Genomic DNA, 18,785 nt, shown 5'->3' on the forward strand with positions numbered 1-18,785 from the left:
GGCCGCCGGATCAGGGAACGGCCCACTCTGCACTGCATTTCAGGCGAAGTCTGGGTCGACGTCGCTCAGGTTGTCACCTGATATAGAGAATTTATTGGTCTAGACAGCTGATCGCAAGAGTCGGTCGCTGATTTGCTTCTAGGGAGTCGCGGCGACCGCATCGTTTCGACGCGATCCCGCTTCGGTCAAACTGCCGAGCGGAAGTCCACTCCGCGACCGTAGACACGTAATCAGTAGCGTCTCAACCAATCCGTCGGGAGCCGACAGATTTCACACGACGGCGTGCGCCATGGGCGTCACCTCTTCGGGCCTTGAGACGCGATTAGATGTCGTCATGCCAGCCACGACCCCAGGCCAATTCTGCTCGCGTCTCATCGCTCAAACGCGAGCCGACGTGCGAACGCTGCTGCGGACGAAAACGTGGGAGGCCGGCTGGGAGGGTGCTGGCTCCGCGGCCACCCGCCTTTCGGCGTCGCTCGAAGACCAGGGTGGAGGGGGCGCCTTTTTCCGGTTCATGGTCAACGAGAACATGGAGGACTCGTTTCGTTTACTCAACGTGGCCGATGATCATGCCGAAGCCATGGAAGTGCTGCTCGGATCCGATGCGGCTCTCGGGGCACTCCCGACCCTGCTCCGGGGCCTCACTGAGAGTGTTCTGACGCTGTCTTATGTCCATGACTCTGATGTGCCGCCCGAGAGGACGCTGCTGCGGATGCTGGCCCGAATCCTGGACACGTTCGAGGGATCCCACCGCAGTGCTGCTGCCTTTCCTCGTAGCGTGAGGCGGGAGCGAAAGGAGTTGATGTTCGATGGTGCAGCGGGAGTCCGTGACTTGTTCGTGAAGAGCGGCGTCGTCCTCGCTCCCTTGCACCATGTTGGTACGCCGCACATCAGTCTTGGTGCCGAACGGGAGAGCGTGAAGTTCGACGCCACCTCTGCAGCGAAGAAGTATCTGGGTGTCGATGCACACCACTGGGTCATGGGGAGCGGCGGGACTCATTCGAAAGCGTGGTTTCTTCCGAGCGTCAGTGAAGGTCTCACCGAACAACCGTTATCGAGCGTTTGGGAGCTGACAGGTGCGTCAACCCTAGGGGTTCTTGCATCGGCGAGGTCCCTGCTCCGGACTTTGCGTGACTTCTCGGGAGAGAGCACACGGGAAGCCCAGGAGCGCGTGTTCTCGCGCGAGAAGGCACTTGTCGCTCGTATCCGATCGACTGCGCCGAGTCCGATATCCCTGGCGGATTACGAGATGCGCGGGGCTGCGTGGGGCCCATCGCAGAAAGACGTCAGCGCGTTCGTCAAACCGTGATGGGCCCTGTCGCTCCGAGCGCCGAAGCCCCTACGTCAGGCGAGGTGCGCCACGGCCTCGGAGATCAGGTCGGCGACTGCGTCGGCGTGAGAGACGAGGGCCGAGTGTGATGCGCCTTCGATTTCCACCGTCTTGAGGGAGCCCGCCCGCTCCGCCATGAAGCGGAGACCCGCGACCGGAATGTTCTTGTCACCGGATCCGAAGATGAACCACGACGGGAGCGTCTTCCACGCGGAGGTTTCCGCGGGCTGCTCCTCGGCGAGGGCGAAGTCGCGGATGGCTCGCTGAGTGGCGCCGGCGATCTTTGCGTCAGCGAGTGGCACGTCGCCGGCGAACTGATTCGGGAACAGTTCGCGGTCGACGATGAGGTCGTTAGTTCCGTCGCCGAGCGGGATAGGGCGCACCGTCTCGCCGAGCGTCGAGCCGGGGAACTTGTCGGTGAGGCCGAAGGACGTCTCACCGTGGTCCGGCGCGAAGGCGGATACGTAGACGAGGCCTTTTACGGCGCTGTTCCCCGCGGCGGCCTCGGTGATGACCGCTCCACCGTAGGAGTGACCAACCAGGAGGACAGAGCCGCCGACGGCCTCGACGGCACGGCTGACGTTGTCTGCGTCCGTGCTCACGCTACGCAGCTGATTGGGTGTTGCGATCGCGGGAACACCGCGACCGAGCAAGTTCGAGATGACTCCACTCCAGCTCGAGGACTCCGCGAAGGCGCCGTGCACGAGGACGACGGTGATGGGTTCAGACATGATGTTCTCTTTCGTTCTGTGGATGGTTCGGATGGAAGGGGATGTTTCGATGGCGGGTTAGGCGTGTGTCAGGCGAACTCGACAATGAGTTCGACTTCAACGGGTGAGTTGAGTGGCAGCACTGCCACTCCCACGGCACTTCGGGCGTGAATCCCCCGGTCGCCGAAGATGTCTCCGAGAAGCTCCGATGCTCCGTTGAGGACGCCCGGCTGTCCGTAGAACGATGGGTCGGAGGCTACGAACCCGACGACCTTGACGATTTTGGTGATCCTGTCGAGGCTTCCGATGAGGGATGCCACTGCGGCGAGGGCATTGATGGCGCTGATGCGGGCGAGGTCTTTCGCGTCGTCCGCGGTGACATCGGACCCGACCTTGCCGGTCGTCGGCAGGGAACCCGAAACGAACGGGAGCTGCCCGGCCGAGTACACGTGCGCTCCAGAGATGACGGCCGGTGCGTAGACCCCGGCAGGCGCCGCCGCCTGCTGAGGAATCTCGATTCCGAGTTCTGCAATGCGTTCGTTGATGGTGGCCACGACTCGTCTCCCTGGGTCATTCGCAACGTGGTCGCGCTGCGATGAGGACACGTTATGGTCGGCGTTCGCTTTCAGTCGTGTCCCTAATGGGGCCACCGGACGCATCAGCGGGTAGGAATCCGCTCGCGCGGCCGACGTGCATCGCCGCGCATGCAGGCGTGAGCGCCTGCTTCGACGAGCACATTTTCTCCAAGTCGGGCGCGACAGACATCTGCTGGCCGTTAGCCGGTGACGGATCTTTCACCCCTAACCCGCGGCACGCCAGACCGCGCGAGGCGCGTCAAGCGGGCCAGGCAGACGGTGCCCCGCGGAGCGCGCTGCGAAGCCATCAAGGCTGCTTCTAACTCTGGATGCGAGGACAGACCGCCCCAGAGGGACTGCGCTAGCGCGCGGGGTCCTCATTCGACAACCTCTTGTTCAAAACGGCGCTCTTGCGAGCCACCTCCTTGGACAGCTCACGAGTGTTCGGGCCGTCGGGGGCCACGGTCTCCGAGACCATCTCCGGCACTGGTTGTGAACCCGCCTCGGTGGCAGCATCCGGGTGGCACTTCATGCCTGCTCCTCTGTTTGTTGGGGCGACGCCCAGGCGTCGCCCCTCGCGCCTGTGCCGACCTTACTTCTGCGGCAGCTTGGGCGCCGGAGGCTTGTAGGTCTGCGTCTCCCGGATGAGCGGCCCGCCCTTGATGATCCGGTGGGCGGAGCTGGCGGCTTCGTCGGCGGGTGTCTGAGGCTTCACTTGTGGAGGCGAGGGCAGCGAGGAGGATCGACGCGCCAAGACACGCGCATTCGAGCGTAAGGACGATGGCTTGCCAGAAGAGGCTTCGCTCATCGTCCTCAGCTACCTCGGCCGTGGCGAGCGTGAGTGCGCGGACGGCGTCAACATCGGTCTCGTCCCACAAGAACAGGGGAGCCGGGTGTACGTCGCCCCAGAGCTGCACTGTTCGGGCCCTCGATCTGGCGGACTGGGCCACGGTGGCTTCGGCCAGCCAAACGGGTTTCCGCCTTCCTCGAGGCATGCGGTCAGAGGGGCGGCCCCGTCGATCGCCTCGCGAGTGAGCGTGACGTCGGCATACATCGTGCCGATATCAGGACAATCCCCCGACGGCCGGCTCGCCTACGAACATGTGTGCTTCTGAGGCGAGTTCCAGCCACAAGTCGCAATCGGTAACCACGAACCAGCTCTCACGGCTGCCGTGCGAGCGAGCGACATCTCGTGCGAGCAGGTCGGCACCTCGCGCCTCTGACAGCCGAACCACCAAGTCGCCGCGTTCCCGAAAGGCGAATAGTGATCCTCGCGCAGTCAGGCCTTCAGCCGTCACGACGACGTCGTGATCCGGATCTTGCGAAAGGCTCCATACGACCTCGTCGTAGGCCTTGTCTGCGGTTGTTGTGGGATTGGAATCTGAATTGGAAGACATGTTCCGAGTCTCTCGCGGCCCCCATGAACGGGCGTGCCCCAAGGAAGAACACGTTCGCGATCTAACAGTTTGGTCGCAGCGGCCGTTCCACCGCCGTTGCGGCTCCCTTGTCCGAAAGCCGGGAACGGGCCGGTGCGCTCCGAATGGTCGACGGCATGATGCTCAATATGGACGAGACGACGAGCGCCACGAGGCGGTCAGAGTCGGCTTCCGTGCCTTGGCCGACTTTGCGATTGAGCAGGGTGATGTGTCGGTGGACCAAGTCGTGCGTACTTGCGAAAACTTGGGCGTTTCGACCGGAGGCGACTATGTCGTGTATTGGCCCGGCGACCATTACCGGGCCGCGGATAAGCTGTCGCACCGAGCTGCGATGATCGTGAAGTCTCTGCTGGAGGATGACCGGCTCTCCACACGTCCGACAGCACAGGGGCCCTGTGGCGGACGCAAGTTGATGCCGGAATCGGAAGCGTCTGGAGATGATGCAGCTGAGTACTGCTCGCGGATCGAAGTGGACGTCGAGATCGAGATCGAGACGCAGCCGGTACCTTAGCCGAAGAGCCAGTCGTCTAGGCGGGTGATCGCGCGCACGGAGCCAATCGTCCCCTGTTCCGCCGCGAGATCCCACCCCTCAACCGTGAACGCGAGGGGCTCCTCAACGCGGCAGTTGATGAGGCGCGTGAGGGGCCGTCGCTGCCCTCGACTGCTAGCCATGTCGGATCCGAAGGGCACGAGACGGACCGTGCGCTCCTGCAGGCTGACGACGTATTGGACGGCAGATGTGGTGACGAGCCAAGCGCCGGAGTCCTCGTCCCTCAGTTCGACAACATCTTCGCCGACATCGCGAGCAGCCTTCGCGTCGGGTGGGCGGAACACCGGGTCGATGATCTCCAATGCCGCGTGGGCAAGATCGCCCATGGCAACGAATTCCGATGTACTGATGAACATCGCTGCGCCTGATGTGCTCGTGACAATGACCCGGTCGAGCCTGCTCGCAACGTCGGCCACCAGGTCCTGCAGATGATGCGTGGCATAGGCAACGGTGACTGTGCGTCGATGGTCGATATGGGTGGGAACGCCAAGGGCGTCCTTGCCTGTCCCGTCACGGCCGCCTCGATCGGATTGCCTTGAGTGCGTGTCAGCGGCCAGCCCGGCATCGAGGCGGGTGATTGACGTGACTGGACTGCTGCTCGTTTTTGGCTTGCCCTCGCGGTTTGACTCAACGGTCCACGATGCATTCTCGCCTAGCTGACAAGTGCCGAGTTCGACTAGAGGCTCACACCGAGATCGTGCAGAGGCGACACCGGGGACCGGCATGGACAGGATGCGCTGATCTAGGTCGACGACGAAGCTTTCGTTTCCTGCACGGATCCACCAGCTGCCGGTGTCGGTATCTCGGAGGAGGGAGATGCGGTCCCATCGGTCGGTGTGCTCAGCGGCGTCGACGTGATTCTTGACGCCGTCGACAAGGGCGACGATCTCTTTCGCGAGGCCTGTCCATGCGTCCAGATAGCCTTCGGGGATCACTGTGACTGGTCCCCATTGGGACGCTAATTCGACGGGTTCCTGTCGGCTGAGGACGCCAGCGAGAATGGCAGGCAAGTTCGCGCGAGCCTCAGACGACGTCACCTTCTTCATGGTCGCGCCCCTTGGTTTGGACTCTCGACGTCCCTCGCGGTCAATGCCATTCCCAGTTGAGATCAGTGAGGTCGAGCAAGCCCATGTTGCCAAGTCCCGCGCGGTTATCGGCGAGTGAGAACACTCGCCGATCGTCATCGAGGTGGGCTTCGTCCTGCACGTGCATGTGCCCGTGGAACAGAACCGCGGGCCGGACAGCGTTCCACAGGTCGGTCGTTAGTTGTCGGGAGCGCTCGGATGCTTCGCGTCTCTCCTTAAGCAGCTTCATCGCACCTCTGCCCGAGATCCGATCTTGAACACGGCGCAGCGGCGCCATGACTGTTTCGTGAGCGAGCATGACATCGGCGAACCCACGCTCGGCTGCAGCCGCGAACTGTGACAGCGGCGGGATCTCCTGCGGCCAGTAGTTCACGCCATTAATGAGTTCGTCCTGAACGGAGGCGGCTCCACCGAAAGACAGCACCGTTCGGCCGCCGACCTCGAACCGATACCCGGGAGGAAGCGCCCACACGCTTTCGCTGAAGGGCACGGGCCTGCCTTCGTGCCATTCGGCGTGCTTCTCGAATCGGTCCCAATTGTCGTGGTTGCCCGGGGTGAGTAGAAGCCGCTCGACGCCTGTCCCTCGACACCGTTCGTCAATGAAGTTCAGTCGGGCTTTGGCATTTCTGCCCTCGCCGATCTCCAAATCCCCCAGGTGCAGGATCGTCTTAACATCTGGCGCGGTCGTGGCGATGCGGGAGAAGACGTTCATCATCCAGCTCACGTCGTTATGCCAGTCACCAGCTATCGCGACACGGCCCTCCGTGCGCATCGAGTCAAGCAAGGACACCGTGTCCAAGAGTGTTTGGCTGCGGGATCGGTTGCGGCTCACGCTCATCGCCTCCTGGAAAGGTGTCCGAAGGTCGCTGCAATGCTCGAATTCGCCGACGCGGGCATCAACTGCCTGCCCTGTCGAACGGAGCCATCAAGGTAGCGACTGCATCGGGGTCCCGCCTCTCGGAGAGCCATTGTCGCGGCGTGAGTGGCCCAGCTGTACGGAAAGCCGCCTGGGGTTGGTATGGGAACAGCCCAAACACTGCTCGATAGTCAGGGGCGTCGGCGGACAGCAGGTCTTCCGTGTGCGCCAGCAACCCATCAGGCTGATCAAGGTCGACAAGCCAGCCGGGTACGCCGGCTACGTCCGCCCCGACGCGACCGAGGAGCCGCCCCTGGTCAAACAACTCGTCAAGCAAGGAGTGACCTGCGCCGAGAATGCGCCCCAGTTCGGGCTCAAAAACGAGGGTTGCAACGCGGATAAGCACTTGATTGAGAAGCTCGACAATGAAGTCACCGTTGGAGACACTCTCTTCTGCGAGGACGATGTCGTCCTCCGTTACAGCACCCTCGGCCAGAAGGAGTTTGCGATCGTTTTCAGGCAGGCGTGACGGCACGGCGGGCGGAACCTCTTTGAGCGCGGCTACTAGGGACGTCAAAACGTAGGACGCGTCGACCCCAAGCCGTTCCAGGTGGACAACGAAATCACGGACGGCAGACCGATTGGACAACAACTGTGTCTTAGTCATGGAAGTCTCCCAGGGCTCGGAGCGCGGTATCCAGAGGGTGTCCGTAATGAATCCATTCGACCAGGTTGAGGTTTCCTTCTGCCGTCAACTCCGGCTGAGGCGTGAGCATAAACTGCGCCAACTTCAACCAGTCCAGGCGCGCCTCGGCTGCAGTGAGAATGAGACCGAGCCCTCGAAGCAGGTTCGTAGGAGCCGTCGGATCGAGTTGCCACTCTGGAACGTGCAGCTCTCCGTCGATCTCGACCGCTTGCACGGAGCCCGTGTCGATAAGCATCGACATGAGGCGCCTGTTCAGCCCCAACGCGAGGACCGCCTCGGGCATCGTCAGAGTAAGCACGGGGATTCTGCCCCAAGGGACCGCAATACGCGGAGCATTGGACCGCTGCCCGGGCAACTTGAGTGCAGAAGGTACTTTGGATGCTGACCTTCGTGGCAGGTGATGGATGCCCGCCAGCTTTTGCGTTAGGCGTCTGAGTAGTAGGTCGGCATCCATGTTCGCCGCCGCTGCGGCAGCGTCGAAGTCGGCTACGAGGTCGGCTAATTGGGTCATCCCAGATCCTTCGGGTCGATGCGATCGGTTGCGTTTGCAGACCTTGTCTGCGCCTCTCGAACCGGTGTCCCTCCCGGTATTGCCACGCGTGTGCGCTTACGACCCTCTAGGTCGAATTAGCGAGCAAAGGATGCCTGGCGGCGGGGCCGCGGTAGATTTGCCAGGAAAGCGGCATCGCAGGAACCACGGTCGCGCCGAACGGTCTACGCAGGAGATGCCGTCCGTCCGTTGAGAATCCCTGCGATGCCATGACAGCCAGAGTAGTCCTCATATGAGGACAATGCCACCCCTTGATGACAAAGAGCGATGTCCGTGACTGCTGCCGACGAACCCAACTTCCAGGCACTTCGAGAAGCTACTGTCGCCCTTCGGGAAGCTCGAGGCATTTCCCTGCGCCAGCTTCACTTCGACACTGGTATCGCTCGCTCGATGCTTTTTCGCATTGAGAACGGCACGGCTGTGGGGACGCTCACTACCTGGTATCGGATTGCAAAGGCGCTCGACGTTCCCCTGGGTGACCTCGTCGGCCACCTCGAACGCCCGACGCCCGAAGAGCCCGAAACCTAAAGGCATTCGCTTGCCCGGCGCCGGAGAGAATCGGGCAGGCGGAAACTTCGACGCAGGTTGCACGCGCCGAAACTCTCATCCTCTGGCCCTTCCAGGCGGCCGATTGCGACTCAACATGTCCCGCCACGGCTACTCCACTCAGGGTTCCGCGAGCCTGCGCCATACCCTGAGTCCGCTCGTTCGCGATGAAGCACCGGCGGTGATCGCCGAGACGACGACCGGTCATCACCAACGACCCTGGCAAGCTACGAGTTCTGACACCCTCCCGACTCGACGAAGGCCGTTAGTCAATTAGGAGCCTTCTCACGATGCCTTCCAAGGAGACCTGGCGATGTCGCGCCAAGTCCACGGCCACGACACCGCGAGTTGGCCGGCGGAACATACCCGCTTCCGCCACGTGTATGAGGACAAGAGCACGAGTTGCCTGCTCGGCCTTAGCCGGGCGGAGGCCGTACTCAGCTTGGACCGCGGCGAATCTGGATTCGGAGACATACGCCTCTGGGGGCAATAACCGCGGATCAAGCCAACGGCCGAGCAGGGGAAAACTCGCGCCCGACGGCGCGACTCGCCGGTCTGCCAGGAATCTGCCAACTGCTCCGGTGGGAATCGTCATCTCGCGGGGAAGGTCGTAGTTCCGGAACCAACCTCGGAGCAGCCTGGCGGGAGTCACGGACGAGCGAGCACGTTCGACATACGCGGCGACACGATGCCGACTCGACTTGTCGAGAGGAGGTAGGTGGGAGCCTCTGCCGTCGGCGGCCAAAGCACAGAGAACCCCGAGGGCGAGGTCATTTGACAGTGGGCGACCGCGAGGGACATCGCCTGACGAGGCAGAGGGGTCGATGGCCCAACGCCCCCTGATTTTCCAGGCTTCGATCCGCTGCTGCTGCGAAAGCCATTGAGCCCATCGAACCGAAACCCGGTGAGCGGACGCGAACTCCTTGGCGCTTGCCCGCTTATCATCCGTGACCACAAACGAAGTTTAGTGCAACCAGGGTGCTACCCTATGGATCCCCGAAATTCCGGGCTTTTCGGGGGCATGTTGTCGCTTCAGTGAAATGCGGCGGGCCTTCGAAGACTCTTGAGACTTCTAGGGTTCCGATTCCGAGAGCATGGATCTGTGCGGAACAGGAACCAGTCAAGTTACTTGGACATCGGTCGAGCCGTTGAAAACGGGCAACATCGTGTTGAAAGTCGAGGCCTGCCCCTCTTGAACGACGCATGGTCGGGTCGGCAGTGTTGTCTGTGGGGCCCAGGCGCATTGCAGGCTCCGTGCAGTTCATTCCAAGTAAGACCGCGTGAAGAGAGTTTGGAGGAGCCAATGACAACGGACCCAAGCGCCGCCATCGAGCGACACATCGAGCTACTCGAACGACACGCCTACGAAGTCATTGCTGCTGCCGCTCGCGAGCAAGAGGCATTTGCGGCTGACGGCCGAGACTTCTTCGCGCTCAACTGGGTCGACCTTCGCAACTCCATGCACGCCCGGCGCCGCAGCAGTCGAATCGTCCTCCGATCCGTTGGGATCAGAAACATCGAAGGAGAAGTCCTGCGGCTCGTCGCCGCCGGCTGCTCCTCCACCTCTGATGTTCACGCGGGACTCGTCGACGCGTTCGGCGATGTCATCCAGATCAAACAAATTCACCGTGCGCTGCACAAGCTGGCGGCCCGCAACGCTATCCAGCGCATCGCACGGAACACCTACCAGGTCCCACAGGAGGCCGACGTGACCTAGCTCAGCACACCACATCGCATAGATCCGCCCCAGAAAAGCAATTACCCCCGCCCAGGCCCGCAATGACCTGAGAAGGGGTAATCAACAACACGTCTGATAAACGTGATCCGGCAAAAAAATCAACTACTACCAAGTGGTTCCAGATTAACAGCCGCCGGACTTAATTGGCAACCCTTCGTGGATGCGCTTTTCCGTGCCGCCGTACCCATTTCAGGACGGCCCCTCAGGGCTTCTCGCCACGCAGACTCTCGCCTCCTCCTGGAGCGCTGAGAAAGTTTCACCTGCTCCATGGAACAGAAGCCTGAGCTGATCTCGCCGCATCTTTGGCGACCGATCCCCCTGCTTCAATACCCATTCGACGTTCGCCACACCTCGGCCCACTCACGAGGTTGGCCACGCCTATGCCCGCAGAAGGCCTCCATGACTGACTTCACCGACACCCTCGTTCTCCGCAACCGCCACCGGGTCACGACGCGCTCCAAGCCGGGCCGACCGTCGCTGAAGGTGACGCGCATCGCCGCACGAGTGAGCGCTGAGCGCTGGACCCGAGCGGGCATCCTGCTCCAGCTCCAGCTCGGCCGCTACGCCTTCCAGGCGAGGGTCGCGGCCGCTCGGAAGGACAACGCATGAACGACGTCAGCCGACAGGGCAGAGAGTGCCCTCTCCCAGAGGGCCCTGAAATCACGCGCCCGCCTGCCCTTCCCCCTTTCCGTTCGTCAGCTTCCTTCAGGTCGAAGTCCTTGGCTGTTGGTCGGCCCTACGGTCGCACGCACTCTGACAGCCCTCGACTTGAAGCCACCGTCCAGACCCGAGCCAGCGACACAAAAGCACAAGACCCTCGGCAGACGGGTGGCTCGCAGCACGCCCGCGACCTCGCCGGCACAGCATGTGCGGAGGAAACGACACGCCCGACCCCGAAGCCAGGTGACATCTCTTCCACGGAGCCCGGCGCTCAGTTGGACATGACGTGCGGCCATGTCGCCCGTATTGCTCGATTCGATCGCGATGGCGTCGACCCGCGCGGCTCCGAGGACACCAACTCCGCAACGGCAGAACGGTCGTCTTCCATCGGGGACCTCAATGAATGGCTCAAGATCGCCGGACGACAGGGGGAACGCCTGAGCGACTTGGTCGGCACCGCCTGGACCAACCCAGAGGTCTGGTCATGAAGCCCGTCAAGATCCGCGGCATCGTCTGCGCTACACCCGAGCAAGTGCTCGACGTGTACCAGCCCACCAAGAAGCTCCGGCCCCTGTGGGTCAAGCACGGGGCGTTCATCAAACGTTGCGTGTGGATGACGAAGCCCGTAAGTCCCGTGACGACGAAGAACATGCTCTCTGCCGCGACCCTCTACGTCGCCTCCTGCAGACAGCTGGGCTACGAGATCGACGCGGAGACGATCTTTACCCCAGACCGCGTGGACCACTACATCGGCAAGCTCATGCCCGGTATCAGCGCGGAGAACCGGGCCACGCGGCGCAGCATGTTTAAAAAGATTGGTCTGGCGAATACAAAGGAAGCGCCTTGGGTTCCGCCCCGGGCAACGCTCCCGAAGCGAACGCGCGCGAGTCGGTACACCGACCGTGAGATTGCCGCATTGGAGAAAGCGGCACGGAATCAATCGACCGAACGCCAGCGCCAAGGCCTCCTTGCCCTCTTCTACCTGTGCTTGGGGGCAGGTGCTCGCCCGGGCGAGGTGGCCCATATCCGGCCGGAGCATGTGCACATCCATGGCCGACGTGTCCGAGTCGACATTCCCGGTAAGAACGCTCGCACCGTCCCGGTCCACATCGACGTTGCGCCTCAGTTGATCGACTTCATGGCGAGCATCACCACGCCGTATGTCATGGGCAACTTCGATCCCTCCCACCGCGACCCGGTGGGTCTGCACAAGAGCCACACCGTCATGCCGGACTGGGCCCCATCCAGCATGAACGCGGCCCGCCTGCGCACGACATGGCTCGTCAGACTGTTGAACTCCAACGCTCGACTCTCCGAAATCGCGGCGGCAGCCGGCGTCAAGCAGCTCTACGCCATCGAGGCGCTCATGCCCTGGGTCGACGTCCGCGACGATGCAGACCTGTACCTGGCAGGTGAGAAGTGACCGCCGCCGAGGACAACTATGTCCGCCCTCCCACCCACTCCGAAGCAATCAGCATGGCCAGCAACTGGATGGACAGAAGCGTCGACGCCATCGGATTCCTCGAAGGCGTCCTCAAAAGAAAAACGGGCAGAAAGCGCAAGCTCGGCGTCCGCGGCCTCCTAGGTGTTCTGGCCGCCTGGACCCTGCTGAATCCCCAGAACGACCTCATCATGTGGCGTGTGGCTATGTGGGGGATGGGTCTCACGGATTCCGAGCGCGCGGCCCTTGGCATCGAACACCCCCTCCGCTACCACCACATCACCTACCTCGTCGCCCGACTCCAGGAACGCCTCCGAGCCACCGACCCGACGATCTTCATCGACGACGAGGGCAAGGAGACCGTCATCTACCCGGAAGGCGACAAGGGCGTGTCCGCTACGATGTCCGCCATCATCCGAGGCGCTATTCCCGCGTGGATCACCCAACCCATCTCCCTTGCTCTCGACAGCACCGACATGCCCACCCACGGCTACGCGTACGCCCGCAACCAGCACCCCGACGTCGAAGACAAAGACCTCCCCCTTGGCGGAACCGAAGTCACCCAGACCTTCTCCTCCTTCCATTTTCCCTTCACCGGCCCCGATAAGCGAAAGGTCCTCGGCTTCGACTGGGATGCCCGCGAGTCCTACGTCACCGGCAAGAACGGGCGAAAAAAGACCACCTTCATCGGACGCGACCTCCACACCCTCGTCGGCGTACCCGAAGTAGGCGAGAAGCCCATCCCCCACCTCACCTGGGGCGCCAACCTCGTCCCCGCGGGCTTCCTCCACTCCCGAGCAGCACTTACCCTCCTCGACGGAATCGGAGCCGACAACTATCCACGCGAACTCATCAACGATGGCGGGTACTCCTACTCGCTCTACGTCAAGTGGGCTCAAGAGCTGGGATATCGGGGCATCAAGCAGACCTTCGACCTCCACCCGAAGCAGCGCGGTCAGCGAAACGGCCCGCTCGAAGACACCATCGTCATCGACGGCCTGATTTTCTCCGAGAAGGCTCTCCCCGACCACCTCAAAAAGCTAGAAGCCAAGGACCGATTCGACAGCGTCGCCGAACTCGAACGCAAGTCGGGCCTCTTCGAAGAACGTCTCAAATACGCCCTCAAGCCCTTCTCAACCAAAGAAGCGGGGAATAAGCTGCGCTACCGAGGACCAGTCGTCACGGGCGAAGTGCGGTGCCCAAACGACCGCGACAGCATGAAACGCGATGGGATGAAATACCCCACCACGGAGTGCAAGAAAGGCACCCATTGCTGGTGCAGCGAGACAGTCACCCTCTTCACGGACCGCGAGACTCAGTTCCCCGCCTACGGCACCACCAAACACGAACAGCGATACGCGCGTCGCACCGCCGTCGAAGCGTCCTATTCTGAGATGAAGTACCACCGGGCCAAGATGGTGCGCCACTGGTCGCGACTCTTCGGAACCGTCAAAAATGCGCTGCTCATCGCTATCGGTCAGGGTTGCGTCAACATCGACATCATCCGTTCCGGCTATCGCATCACCGACGTCGACCTCGATCCCGCAGAAGGAATTCCGGACTACATCCCTGCCCGGCCAGCGCACGCCAAGCACCGAAACGGCCGAAAGGACCGGAAACCGAAGAGACCCAAAACGGCGCCTTTCCCACGGGTTCCCTGGGATGAGAAACCGAAGAAAGCGGCTGCCTAGGAGCGCGGCACAGACACAGCAACCCCAAGCAAACAGCCCTGCCCGGAAGTGCTCCGGCAGGGCTTTTCGGGTCCCTTGTCAGCTGAAAACGGCGACGGAGGCCTCGATCTCGTCATCACTGGCGGGCCCGAACAACCGATTTAGGTGGGCAGGATGCTTCTTCATGCGTTTCGTAATATGTCACCGATAGTTGTGTAAAAAAGCCCATGCGGAGGGCGTGGGATTCGAACCCACGAGACATTTCTGCCCACTTGTTTTCAAGACAAGCTCCATCGGCCGCTCGGACAGCCCTCCCGGCGTGCGAACACGCGGGTTCGCAGCCTCTGCGAGTGTATCGGACGCGTGATGTGGCGCGTCCTCGGGCAAGGACGACGTGTGCGTGACGAAGGATTCGACGGCGAATCTGCGACGCCCACTAGGAGAACGACGCCGGCATGCGACGCTGACGAGGACGTCTACCCCAGGCGTCCTTGTGAAGCGGCGCGACGCGGCGCGACGAGCACGCTCGCGACGCGACGCGAGGCGCACGCTCGCGCGGCGTACAAGCGCTACAGCGTCGCCAGCACCGCGGCGAGCCCGTCCTCCACGTCCGAGCCGGTCCGCTCGGACGCCGCCTCGAGCACGTCGTCGGGCGCCTGCCCCATCGCGACACCGCGGCCGCCGCGCGCGGCCCACGCGAGCATGTCGATGTCGTTGCGCCCGTCGCCCACGGCCATGACGCGCTCGGCCGGGATGTCGAGCCAGGTGCGGACGCGCTCCAGGGCCGTGGCCTTGGTCACGCCGAAGGGCGCGATGTCGAGCCAGGCCGTCCAGCCGACGTTGTAGCTGACCTTGTGCAGGCCCATGCTCTCGACGATCTCGAGGAACTCGTCGAGGCTGTGCGACGGCGACATGACGACGACGCGGGTCGCCTGGACACCGCAGAGCTCGTCGAAGCTCGCCTCGCGGCTCGTCGGAGTGAGGGCGATCTCGGGGAACGCCCCGAGGTAGAGCATGTTGCCGTGGGCATCCTCGACGGCGTAGCCGGCGCCCTCGAGGCGGCCGTTGATCGTCGTGAGGACGTCGGTGGGGTCGAACTCCTCGACGAAGACCGTCGAGTAACCACTGTCGGCAGTGTCATCGCGCCCGAGCGTCATCGCACCGTTCGACGAGACCACGTAGTCGGACTCCAGGCCGAGCCGCTCCATGACGGGCAGCGTCATCGCGACCGAGCGGCCCGTGGCGATCATGACCTCGTGGCCCTCGCCGCGCAGGCGGCGGATCTCGCCGGCGACCGCATCGCTGATCTGGCCGCCCTCGGTCATGATCGTGCCGTCGACGTCGAGCGCGACGAGCCAGGCGTCGTCCCGGCGCGGAGCAGCGGACCGCGTCACGGCGGGGGTGGAGGAGGTCACGCGACGGGCTCCATCACTTCGAGGCCGCCGAGGTAGGGCCGGAGGGCCTCGGGCACGACAACCGAGCCGTCGGCCTGCTGGTGCGTCTCGAGGATAGCGACGAGCCAGCGCGTGGTGGCCAGCGTGCCGTTCAGCGTGGCGACCGGCGCCGTCTTGCCCGACTCGGTGCGGTAGCGGGTGTCGAGGCGGCGGGCCTGGAACGTCGTGCAGTTCGAGGTCGACGACAGCTCGCGGTAGGTGCCCTGCGTCGGAACCCAGGCCTCGATGTCGAACTTGCGGGCCGCGCTCGAGCCGAGGTCGCCGGCAGCCACATCGATGACGCGGTAGCTGAGCTCGCACGCCTGGATCATGGCCTCCTGGTACGACACGAGCTTGTCGTGCTCGGCCTCGGCCTGATCGGGGTGCACGTAGGTGAACATCTCGAGCTTGTTGAACTGGTGCACGCGCAGGATGCCGCGGTTGTCCTTGCCGGCGGCACCGGCCTCGCGGCGGTAGCAGGTCGACCAGCCGGCGTAGCGGATCGGGCCCTCCGACACGTCGACGATCTCGTCGGCGTGGTAGCCGGCGAGCGCGACCTCGCTCGTGCCGGTGAGGTAGAGGTCGTCGGCCGGGAGGTAGTAGATCTCGTCGGAGTGGGCGCCGAGAAATCCGGTGCCGGCCATGATCTCGGGGCGAACCAGCGTCGGCGTGATGAGCGGCGTGAAGTCTTCGGCCATGGCCTTGTCGAGCGCCATGTTCATGAGCCCGAGCTCGAGGCGGGCGCCGACCCCGCGCAGGAAGTAGAAGCGCGAGCCCGACACCTTCGTGCCGCGCTTGATGTCGATGGCGCGGAGCTTCTCGCCGAGGTCGGCGTGGTCGAGCGGCTCGAAGTCGAACTCGCGGGGCTCGCCGTGCGTGCGCAGGGTGACGAAGTTCTCCTCGCCGCCAGCGGGCACCCCGTCGATGATCGGGTTGGCGATGGCGCGGATCGCTGTGTCGAAGGCCTCATCGGCGACGGTCGACGCGGCCTGCGCCTCTTTCACCCTGGCGGCGAGCAGCTGGGCCTGGGCGACGAGCTGCTTCTTCTCGTCTTTAGGCGCCTTGGCCACGGTCTTGCCGAAGGCGTTCTGCTCGGCGCGGAGGTCTTCGTACGACGCGATCGCGGCCCGGCGGCTGACGTCGGCCGCGACTGCGACGTCGACGACCTCGGTGGAGTCGCCGCGCGCCGCCTGGCTCGTCTTGATGAGGTCGGGGGCGTCGCGGAGCAGCTGGGGATCGATCACCCCGCCAGTCTAAGGAATACCGGCCGCGAGTCGCCTCCGCCCGTCAGGCCTGTGGAGAACGCCGCTCGACGACTGCGTTAACACGCCCGCCATACACGCGCGGTCCGCGTCGAATACGTTTGGCCCATGAGCACCCCGTCCTCCCCGCCCGCCGAGAGGGATGCCCCCGAGGCCGCCGCCACGGCTCCCAAGACGGCGGCCGTCGTCTACAACCCGATCAAGGTGTCGCTCGCCGACATCAAGAAGTCGGTCCGCCGTCACCAGAACAAGGCGGGCTGGAACGAGACGCTCTACTACGCCACCAGCATCGAAGACCCGGGCGGCGGCGTCACCCGCCAGGCCGTCGAGGCCGGGGCCGACGTGGTCATCGCCGCCGGCGGCGACGGCACCGTGCGCAACGTCGCCGAGGCGCTGCGGGGTTCCACGACGGCGCTCGGCCTCCTGCCGTCGGGCACCGGCAACCTGCTCGCCCGCAACCTCAAGCTCAGCCTCGACCACCTCGACAACGCGATCTCGACCGTCTTCCACGGCGTCGAGCGCAAGATCGACCTCGGCGTCGTCGACATCGAGAACCCCGACGGCACGCGCGACCGCAGCGTCTTCGTGGTGATGGCCGGGCTCGGGCTCGACGCCCAGATGCTCGCCAACACGAACGACACCCTCAAGAAGCGCATCGGCTGGCTCGCCTACGTCGACGCCATCGCCCGGAGCCTCCGCGACAACAACAGCATGAACATCCGCTACGACCTCGACCACTCGGGCCGCAAGTCGATGAAGACCCACACGATCATCCTGGGCAACTGCGGGCTGCTCCCCGGCAACCTGATGCTGCTGCCCGACGCGGCCATCGACGACGGCGTGTTCGACATCGTCGCCCTCCGCCCCGAACGCAAGATCGACTGGGTCGGCATCTGGCTCAAGATCGTGTGGGAGAACGGCATCCTCCGCCGCAGCCGAGCGGGCCGCCAGGTCATGAGGCTCGCGCCCGACCTCAAGACCGTCCGCTACATGAAGGGCTCCGAGATCGTCGTCCGCCTCGAATCCCCCCAGGACTTCGAGCTCGACGGCGACTCGCACGGCATGGCGGTCGCCATCCGAGCCTGGGTCGACCCGCTGGCCCTCCGAGTGCGCGTCCCCGCCTAGAACCCCGCGGGCGCAGGAACTGCCGCCGGGCTCGCCCGCCGCCCGCCTGCACCCACCCGTCGCCGGGCTCGCCCGCCCTGCGCCTACCCGTCGCCGGGCTCTCCCGCGACCAACCCGCGAAGCCAGTCGCGCGCCTCGACGAAAGCGGCGTTGTCGTAGCGCGGCGTCACCGTGACCGCCTTGTGGTCGGCCCGCGGGTACGACCCGAGGAACATCACGCTCGGGCTGAACCGCTTGAGGCCGAGCAGGGCGTCGGCGACCCGCTCGTCGAGGATGTGGCCGTCGAGGTCGATCACGAAGCGGTACCGGCCGAGCGCGTCGCCGATGGGTCGCGACTGGAGCAGGCTCATGTTGATGCCGCGCGTCGCGAACTGCTCCAGCATGTCGAGCAGCCCTCCGGCGCGGTTGTCGGGCAGCTCGGCGATGATCGTCGTCTTGTCGGACCCGGTCGCCGCCGGCAACGCCGAGGCCCGGCCGACGAGCACGAAGCGCGTGACGGCGTTGGAGTTGTCGCCGATGTTCCGCGCGAGCACCTCGAGCGGGTAGTGCTCGGTGATGCCGAGGGGCGCGACGGCCGCGTCGGCGAGAACCCCGACGATCGCCTCACCCGGCGCCGGCGGGAGGAGGGCAGCGGCCGCAGCCACGTTGGAGGTGGCCGGGAGGTGGCCGTGCTCGGGCAGCGTGCTGTCGAGCCACCGGCGCGACTGGGCGTACGCGACCGGGTGGGCGTTGACGACCTTGACCTCCGCGAGGGACGTACCCGGCCGCGCGACGAGCTCGAAGTCGACCTTGACGAGGTACTCGCCGAGGATCCGCAGGCCGGGCACGTTCGCCAGGGCGTCCTGCGTCGCGCTCACGCCGCCGTCGACGGAGTTCTCGATCGCGATCATCGCGGCGACGCTGCGCCCGGCGACGACGTCGGCCAGGGCCTCGCCCACGTTGTTCACGCTGCGCCAGGTCTTCCCGGCGGCCTCCGGCACCTGCTTGAGCGCCGCCTCGGTGAAGGTGCCCGCCGGGCCGAGATAGCTGTACGTGGTCTCGGGGCGGGCGCCGGCGTGCTCTGACATGGGTCAGAGCCTAGGGCAGGCGCACCCTCCTCCTCGCTGGCCCGG

The 18,785-nt window shown here is 64.3% G+C and carries 19 protein-coding genes and 1 tRNA gene; 8 read left to right on the top strand and 12 right to left on the bottom strand.

All coding sequences use genetic code 11. The annotated features are described in order from the left end of the window. Nucleotides 1-334 precede the first annotated feature (334 nt). On the top strand, nucleotides 335-1,309 hold the full coding sequence (locus AC3CBB_RS12570; protein ID WP_488624846.1) for a hypothetical protein: 975 nt from the start codon (nucleotides 335-337) through the stop codon (nucleotides 1,307-1,309). Nucleotides 1,310-1,344: 35 nt separating this feature from the next. On the opposite strand, the gene AC3CBB_RS12575 is transcribed toward AC3CBB_RS12570, so the two are convergent. From AC3CBB_RS12575 to AC3CBB_RS12590, 4 genes are all read right to left on the bottom strand, one after another. After that, nucleotides 1,345-2,034, bottom strand: a complete 690-nt coding sequence (locus tag AC3CBB_RS12575; RefSeq protein ID WP_488624847.1) for an alpha/beta fold hydrolase — start codon at nucleotides 2,032-2,034, stop codon at nucleotides 1,345-1,347. Between the two features lie 95 nt (nucleotides 2,035-2,129). After that, nucleotides 2,130-2,594, bottom strand: a complete 465-nt coding sequence (locus AC3CBB_RS12580) for a RidA family protein (RefSeq protein ID WP_488624848.1) — start codon at nucleotides 2,592-2,594, stop codon at nucleotides 2,130-2,132. A gap of 613 nt (nucleotides 2,595-3,207) precedes the next feature. Then, the gene (locus AC3CBB_RS12585) at nucleotides 3,208-3,330 is read right to left on the bottom strand and encodes a hypothetical protein (protein ID WP_488624849.1); all 123 of its coding nucleotides are present in this window, start codon (nucleotides 3,328-3,330) and stop codon (nucleotides 3,208-3,210) included. 349 nt (nucleotides 3,331-3,679) lie between these two features. Further along, nucleotides 3,680-4,012: a hypothetical protein gene (locus AC3CBB_RS12590; RefSeq protein ID WP_488624850.1), complete on the bottom strand. Its 333-nt coding sequence runs from the start codon at nucleotides 4,010-4,012 to the stop codon at nucleotides 3,680-3,682. Between the two features lie 217 nt (nucleotides 4,013-4,229). Here AC3CBB_RS12590 and AC3CBB_RS12595 point away from each other — a divergent pair, with 217 nt between their 5' ends. Then, nucleotides 4,230-4,562, top strand: a complete 333-nt coding sequence (locus tag AC3CBB_RS12595) for a hypothetical protein (protein WP_488624851.1) — start codon at nucleotides 4,230-4,232, stop codon at nucleotides 4,560-4,562. Here AC3CBB_RS12595 and AC3CBB_RS12600 read toward each other — a convergent pair. From AC3CBB_RS12600 to AC3CBB_RS12615, 4 genes are all read right to left on the bottom strand, one after another. Continuing rightward, on the bottom strand, nucleotides 4,559-5,647 hold the full coding sequence (locus AC3CBB_RS12600; RefSeq protein ID WP_488624852.1) for a hypothetical protein: 1,089 nt from the start codon (nucleotides 5,645-5,647) through the stop codon (nucleotides 4,559-4,561). The genes AC3CBB_RS12595 and AC3CBB_RS12600 overlap by 4 nt on opposite strands. A gap of 40 nt (nucleotides 5,648-5,687) precedes the next feature. Then, nucleotides 5,688-6,518, bottom strand: a complete 831-nt coding sequence (locus tag AC3CBB_RS12605) for a metallophosphoesterase family protein (RefSeq protein WP_488624853.1) — start codon at nucleotides 6,516-6,518, stop codon at nucleotides 5,688-5,690. Between the two features lie 64 nt (nucleotides 6,519-6,582). After that, nucleotides 6,583-7,209: a hypothetical protein gene (locus AC3CBB_RS12610; RefSeq protein ID WP_488624854.1), complete on the bottom strand. Its 627-nt coding sequence runs from the start codon at nucleotides 7,207-7,209 to the stop codon at nucleotides 6,583-6,585. Further along, nucleotides 7,202-7,759 carry a hypothetical protein gene (locus AC3CBB_RS12615; RefSeq protein WP_488624855.1) on the bottom strand — a complete coding sequence of 186 codons (558 nt, stop codon included), beginning with the start codon at nucleotides 7,757-7,759 and terminating at the stop codon, nucleotides 7,202-7,204. Before AC3CBB_RS12615 ends, AC3CBB_RS12610 begins: the two co-directional genes overlap by 8 nt. A gap of 312 nt (nucleotides 7,760-8,071) precedes the next feature. On the opposite strand from AC3CBB_RS12615, the gene AC3CBB_RS12620 reads away from it, so the two are divergent. The 5 genes from AC3CBB_RS12620 (at nucleotide 8,072) to AC3CBB_RS12640 (ending at nucleotide 13,874) form a co-directional block, all read left to right on the top strand. Beyond that, complete coding sequence (locus tag AC3CBB_RS12620; protein WP_488624856.1) at nucleotides 8,072-8,326, top strand: helix-turn-helix domain-containing protein; 255 nt, start codon at nucleotides 8,072-8,074, stop codon at nucleotides 8,324-8,326. A gap of 1,321 nt (nucleotides 8,327-9,647) precedes the next feature. Then, nucleotides 9,648-10,061 carry a hypothetical protein gene (locus tag AC3CBB_RS12625; protein WP_488624857.1) on the top strand — a complete coding sequence of 138 codons (414 nt, stop codon included), beginning with the start codon at nucleotides 9,648-9,650 and terminating at the stop codon, nucleotides 10,059-10,061. A gap of 420 nt (nucleotides 10,062-10,481) precedes the next feature. Beyond that, complete coding sequence (locus AC3CBB_RS12630; protein ID WP_488624858.1) at nucleotides 10,482-10,691, top strand: hypothetical protein; 210 nt, start codon at nucleotides 10,482-10,484, stop codon at nucleotides 10,689-10,691. Nucleotides 10,692-11,226: 535 nt separating this feature from the next. Further along, on the top strand, nucleotides 11,227-12,165 hold the full coding sequence (locus AC3CBB_RS12635; protein ID WP_488624859.1) for a hypothetical protein: 939 nt from the start codon (nucleotides 11,227-11,229) through the stop codon (nucleotides 12,163-12,165). Beyond that, nucleotides 12,162-13,874: a hypothetical protein gene (locus AC3CBB_RS12640; protein WP_488624860.1), complete on the top strand. Its 1,713-nt coding sequence runs from the start codon at nucleotides 12,162-12,164 to the stop codon at nucleotides 13,872-13,874. Before AC3CBB_RS12635 ends, AC3CBB_RS12640 begins: the two co-directional genes overlap by 4 nt. 209 nt (nucleotides 13,875-14,083) lie before the next feature. On the opposite strand, the gene AC3CBB_RS12645 is transcribed toward AC3CBB_RS12640, so the two are convergent. The 3 genes from AC3CBB_RS12645 to serS all read right to left on the bottom strand — a co-directional run bounded on the left by AC3CBB_RS12645 (nucleotide 14,084) and on the right by serS (nucleotide 16,530). Beyond that, nucleotides 14,084-14,168, bottom strand: a tRNA-Ser gene (locus AC3CBB_RS12645). Between the two features lie 254 nt (nucleotides 14,169-14,422). Then, nucleotides 14,423-15,268, bottom strand: a complete 846-nt coding sequence (locus AC3CBB_RS12650) for an HAD family hydrolase (RefSeq protein WP_488624861.1) — start codon at nucleotides 15,266-15,268, stop codon at nucleotides 14,423-14,425. Then, entirely contained in the window at nucleotides 15,265-16,530 is a 1,266-nt protein-coding gene (gene serS / locus AC3CBB_RS12655) for a serine--tRNA ligase (protein ID WP_488624862.1), read from the bottom strand. Before serS ends, AC3CBB_RS12650 begins: the two co-directional genes overlap by 4 nt. Nucleotides 16,531-16,656: 126 nt before the next feature. Between serS and AC3CBB_RS12660 the strand changes: the two genes are divergently transcribed. Continuing rightward, nucleotides 16,657-17,673 (top strand): diacylglycerol/lipid kinase family protein, encoded by a 1,017-nt coding sequence (locus AC3CBB_RS12660; protein WP_488624863.1) that lies wholly within the window; start codon nucleotides 16,657-16,659, stop codon nucleotides 17,671-17,673. An 83-nt stretch (nucleotides 17,674-17,756) separates the two neighbouring features. On the opposite strand, the gene pheA is transcribed toward AC3CBB_RS12660, so the two are convergent. Further along, nucleotides 17,757-18,740, bottom strand: a complete 984-nt coding sequence (gene pheA / locus AC3CBB_RS12665; protein ID WP_488624864.1) for a prephenate dehydratase — start codon at nucleotides 18,738-18,740, stop codon at nucleotides 17,757-17,759. Nucleotides 18,741-18,785 lie beyond the last annotated feature (45 nt).

The sequence above is a fragment of the Frondihabitans sp. OV104 genome (assembly GCF_057787745.1).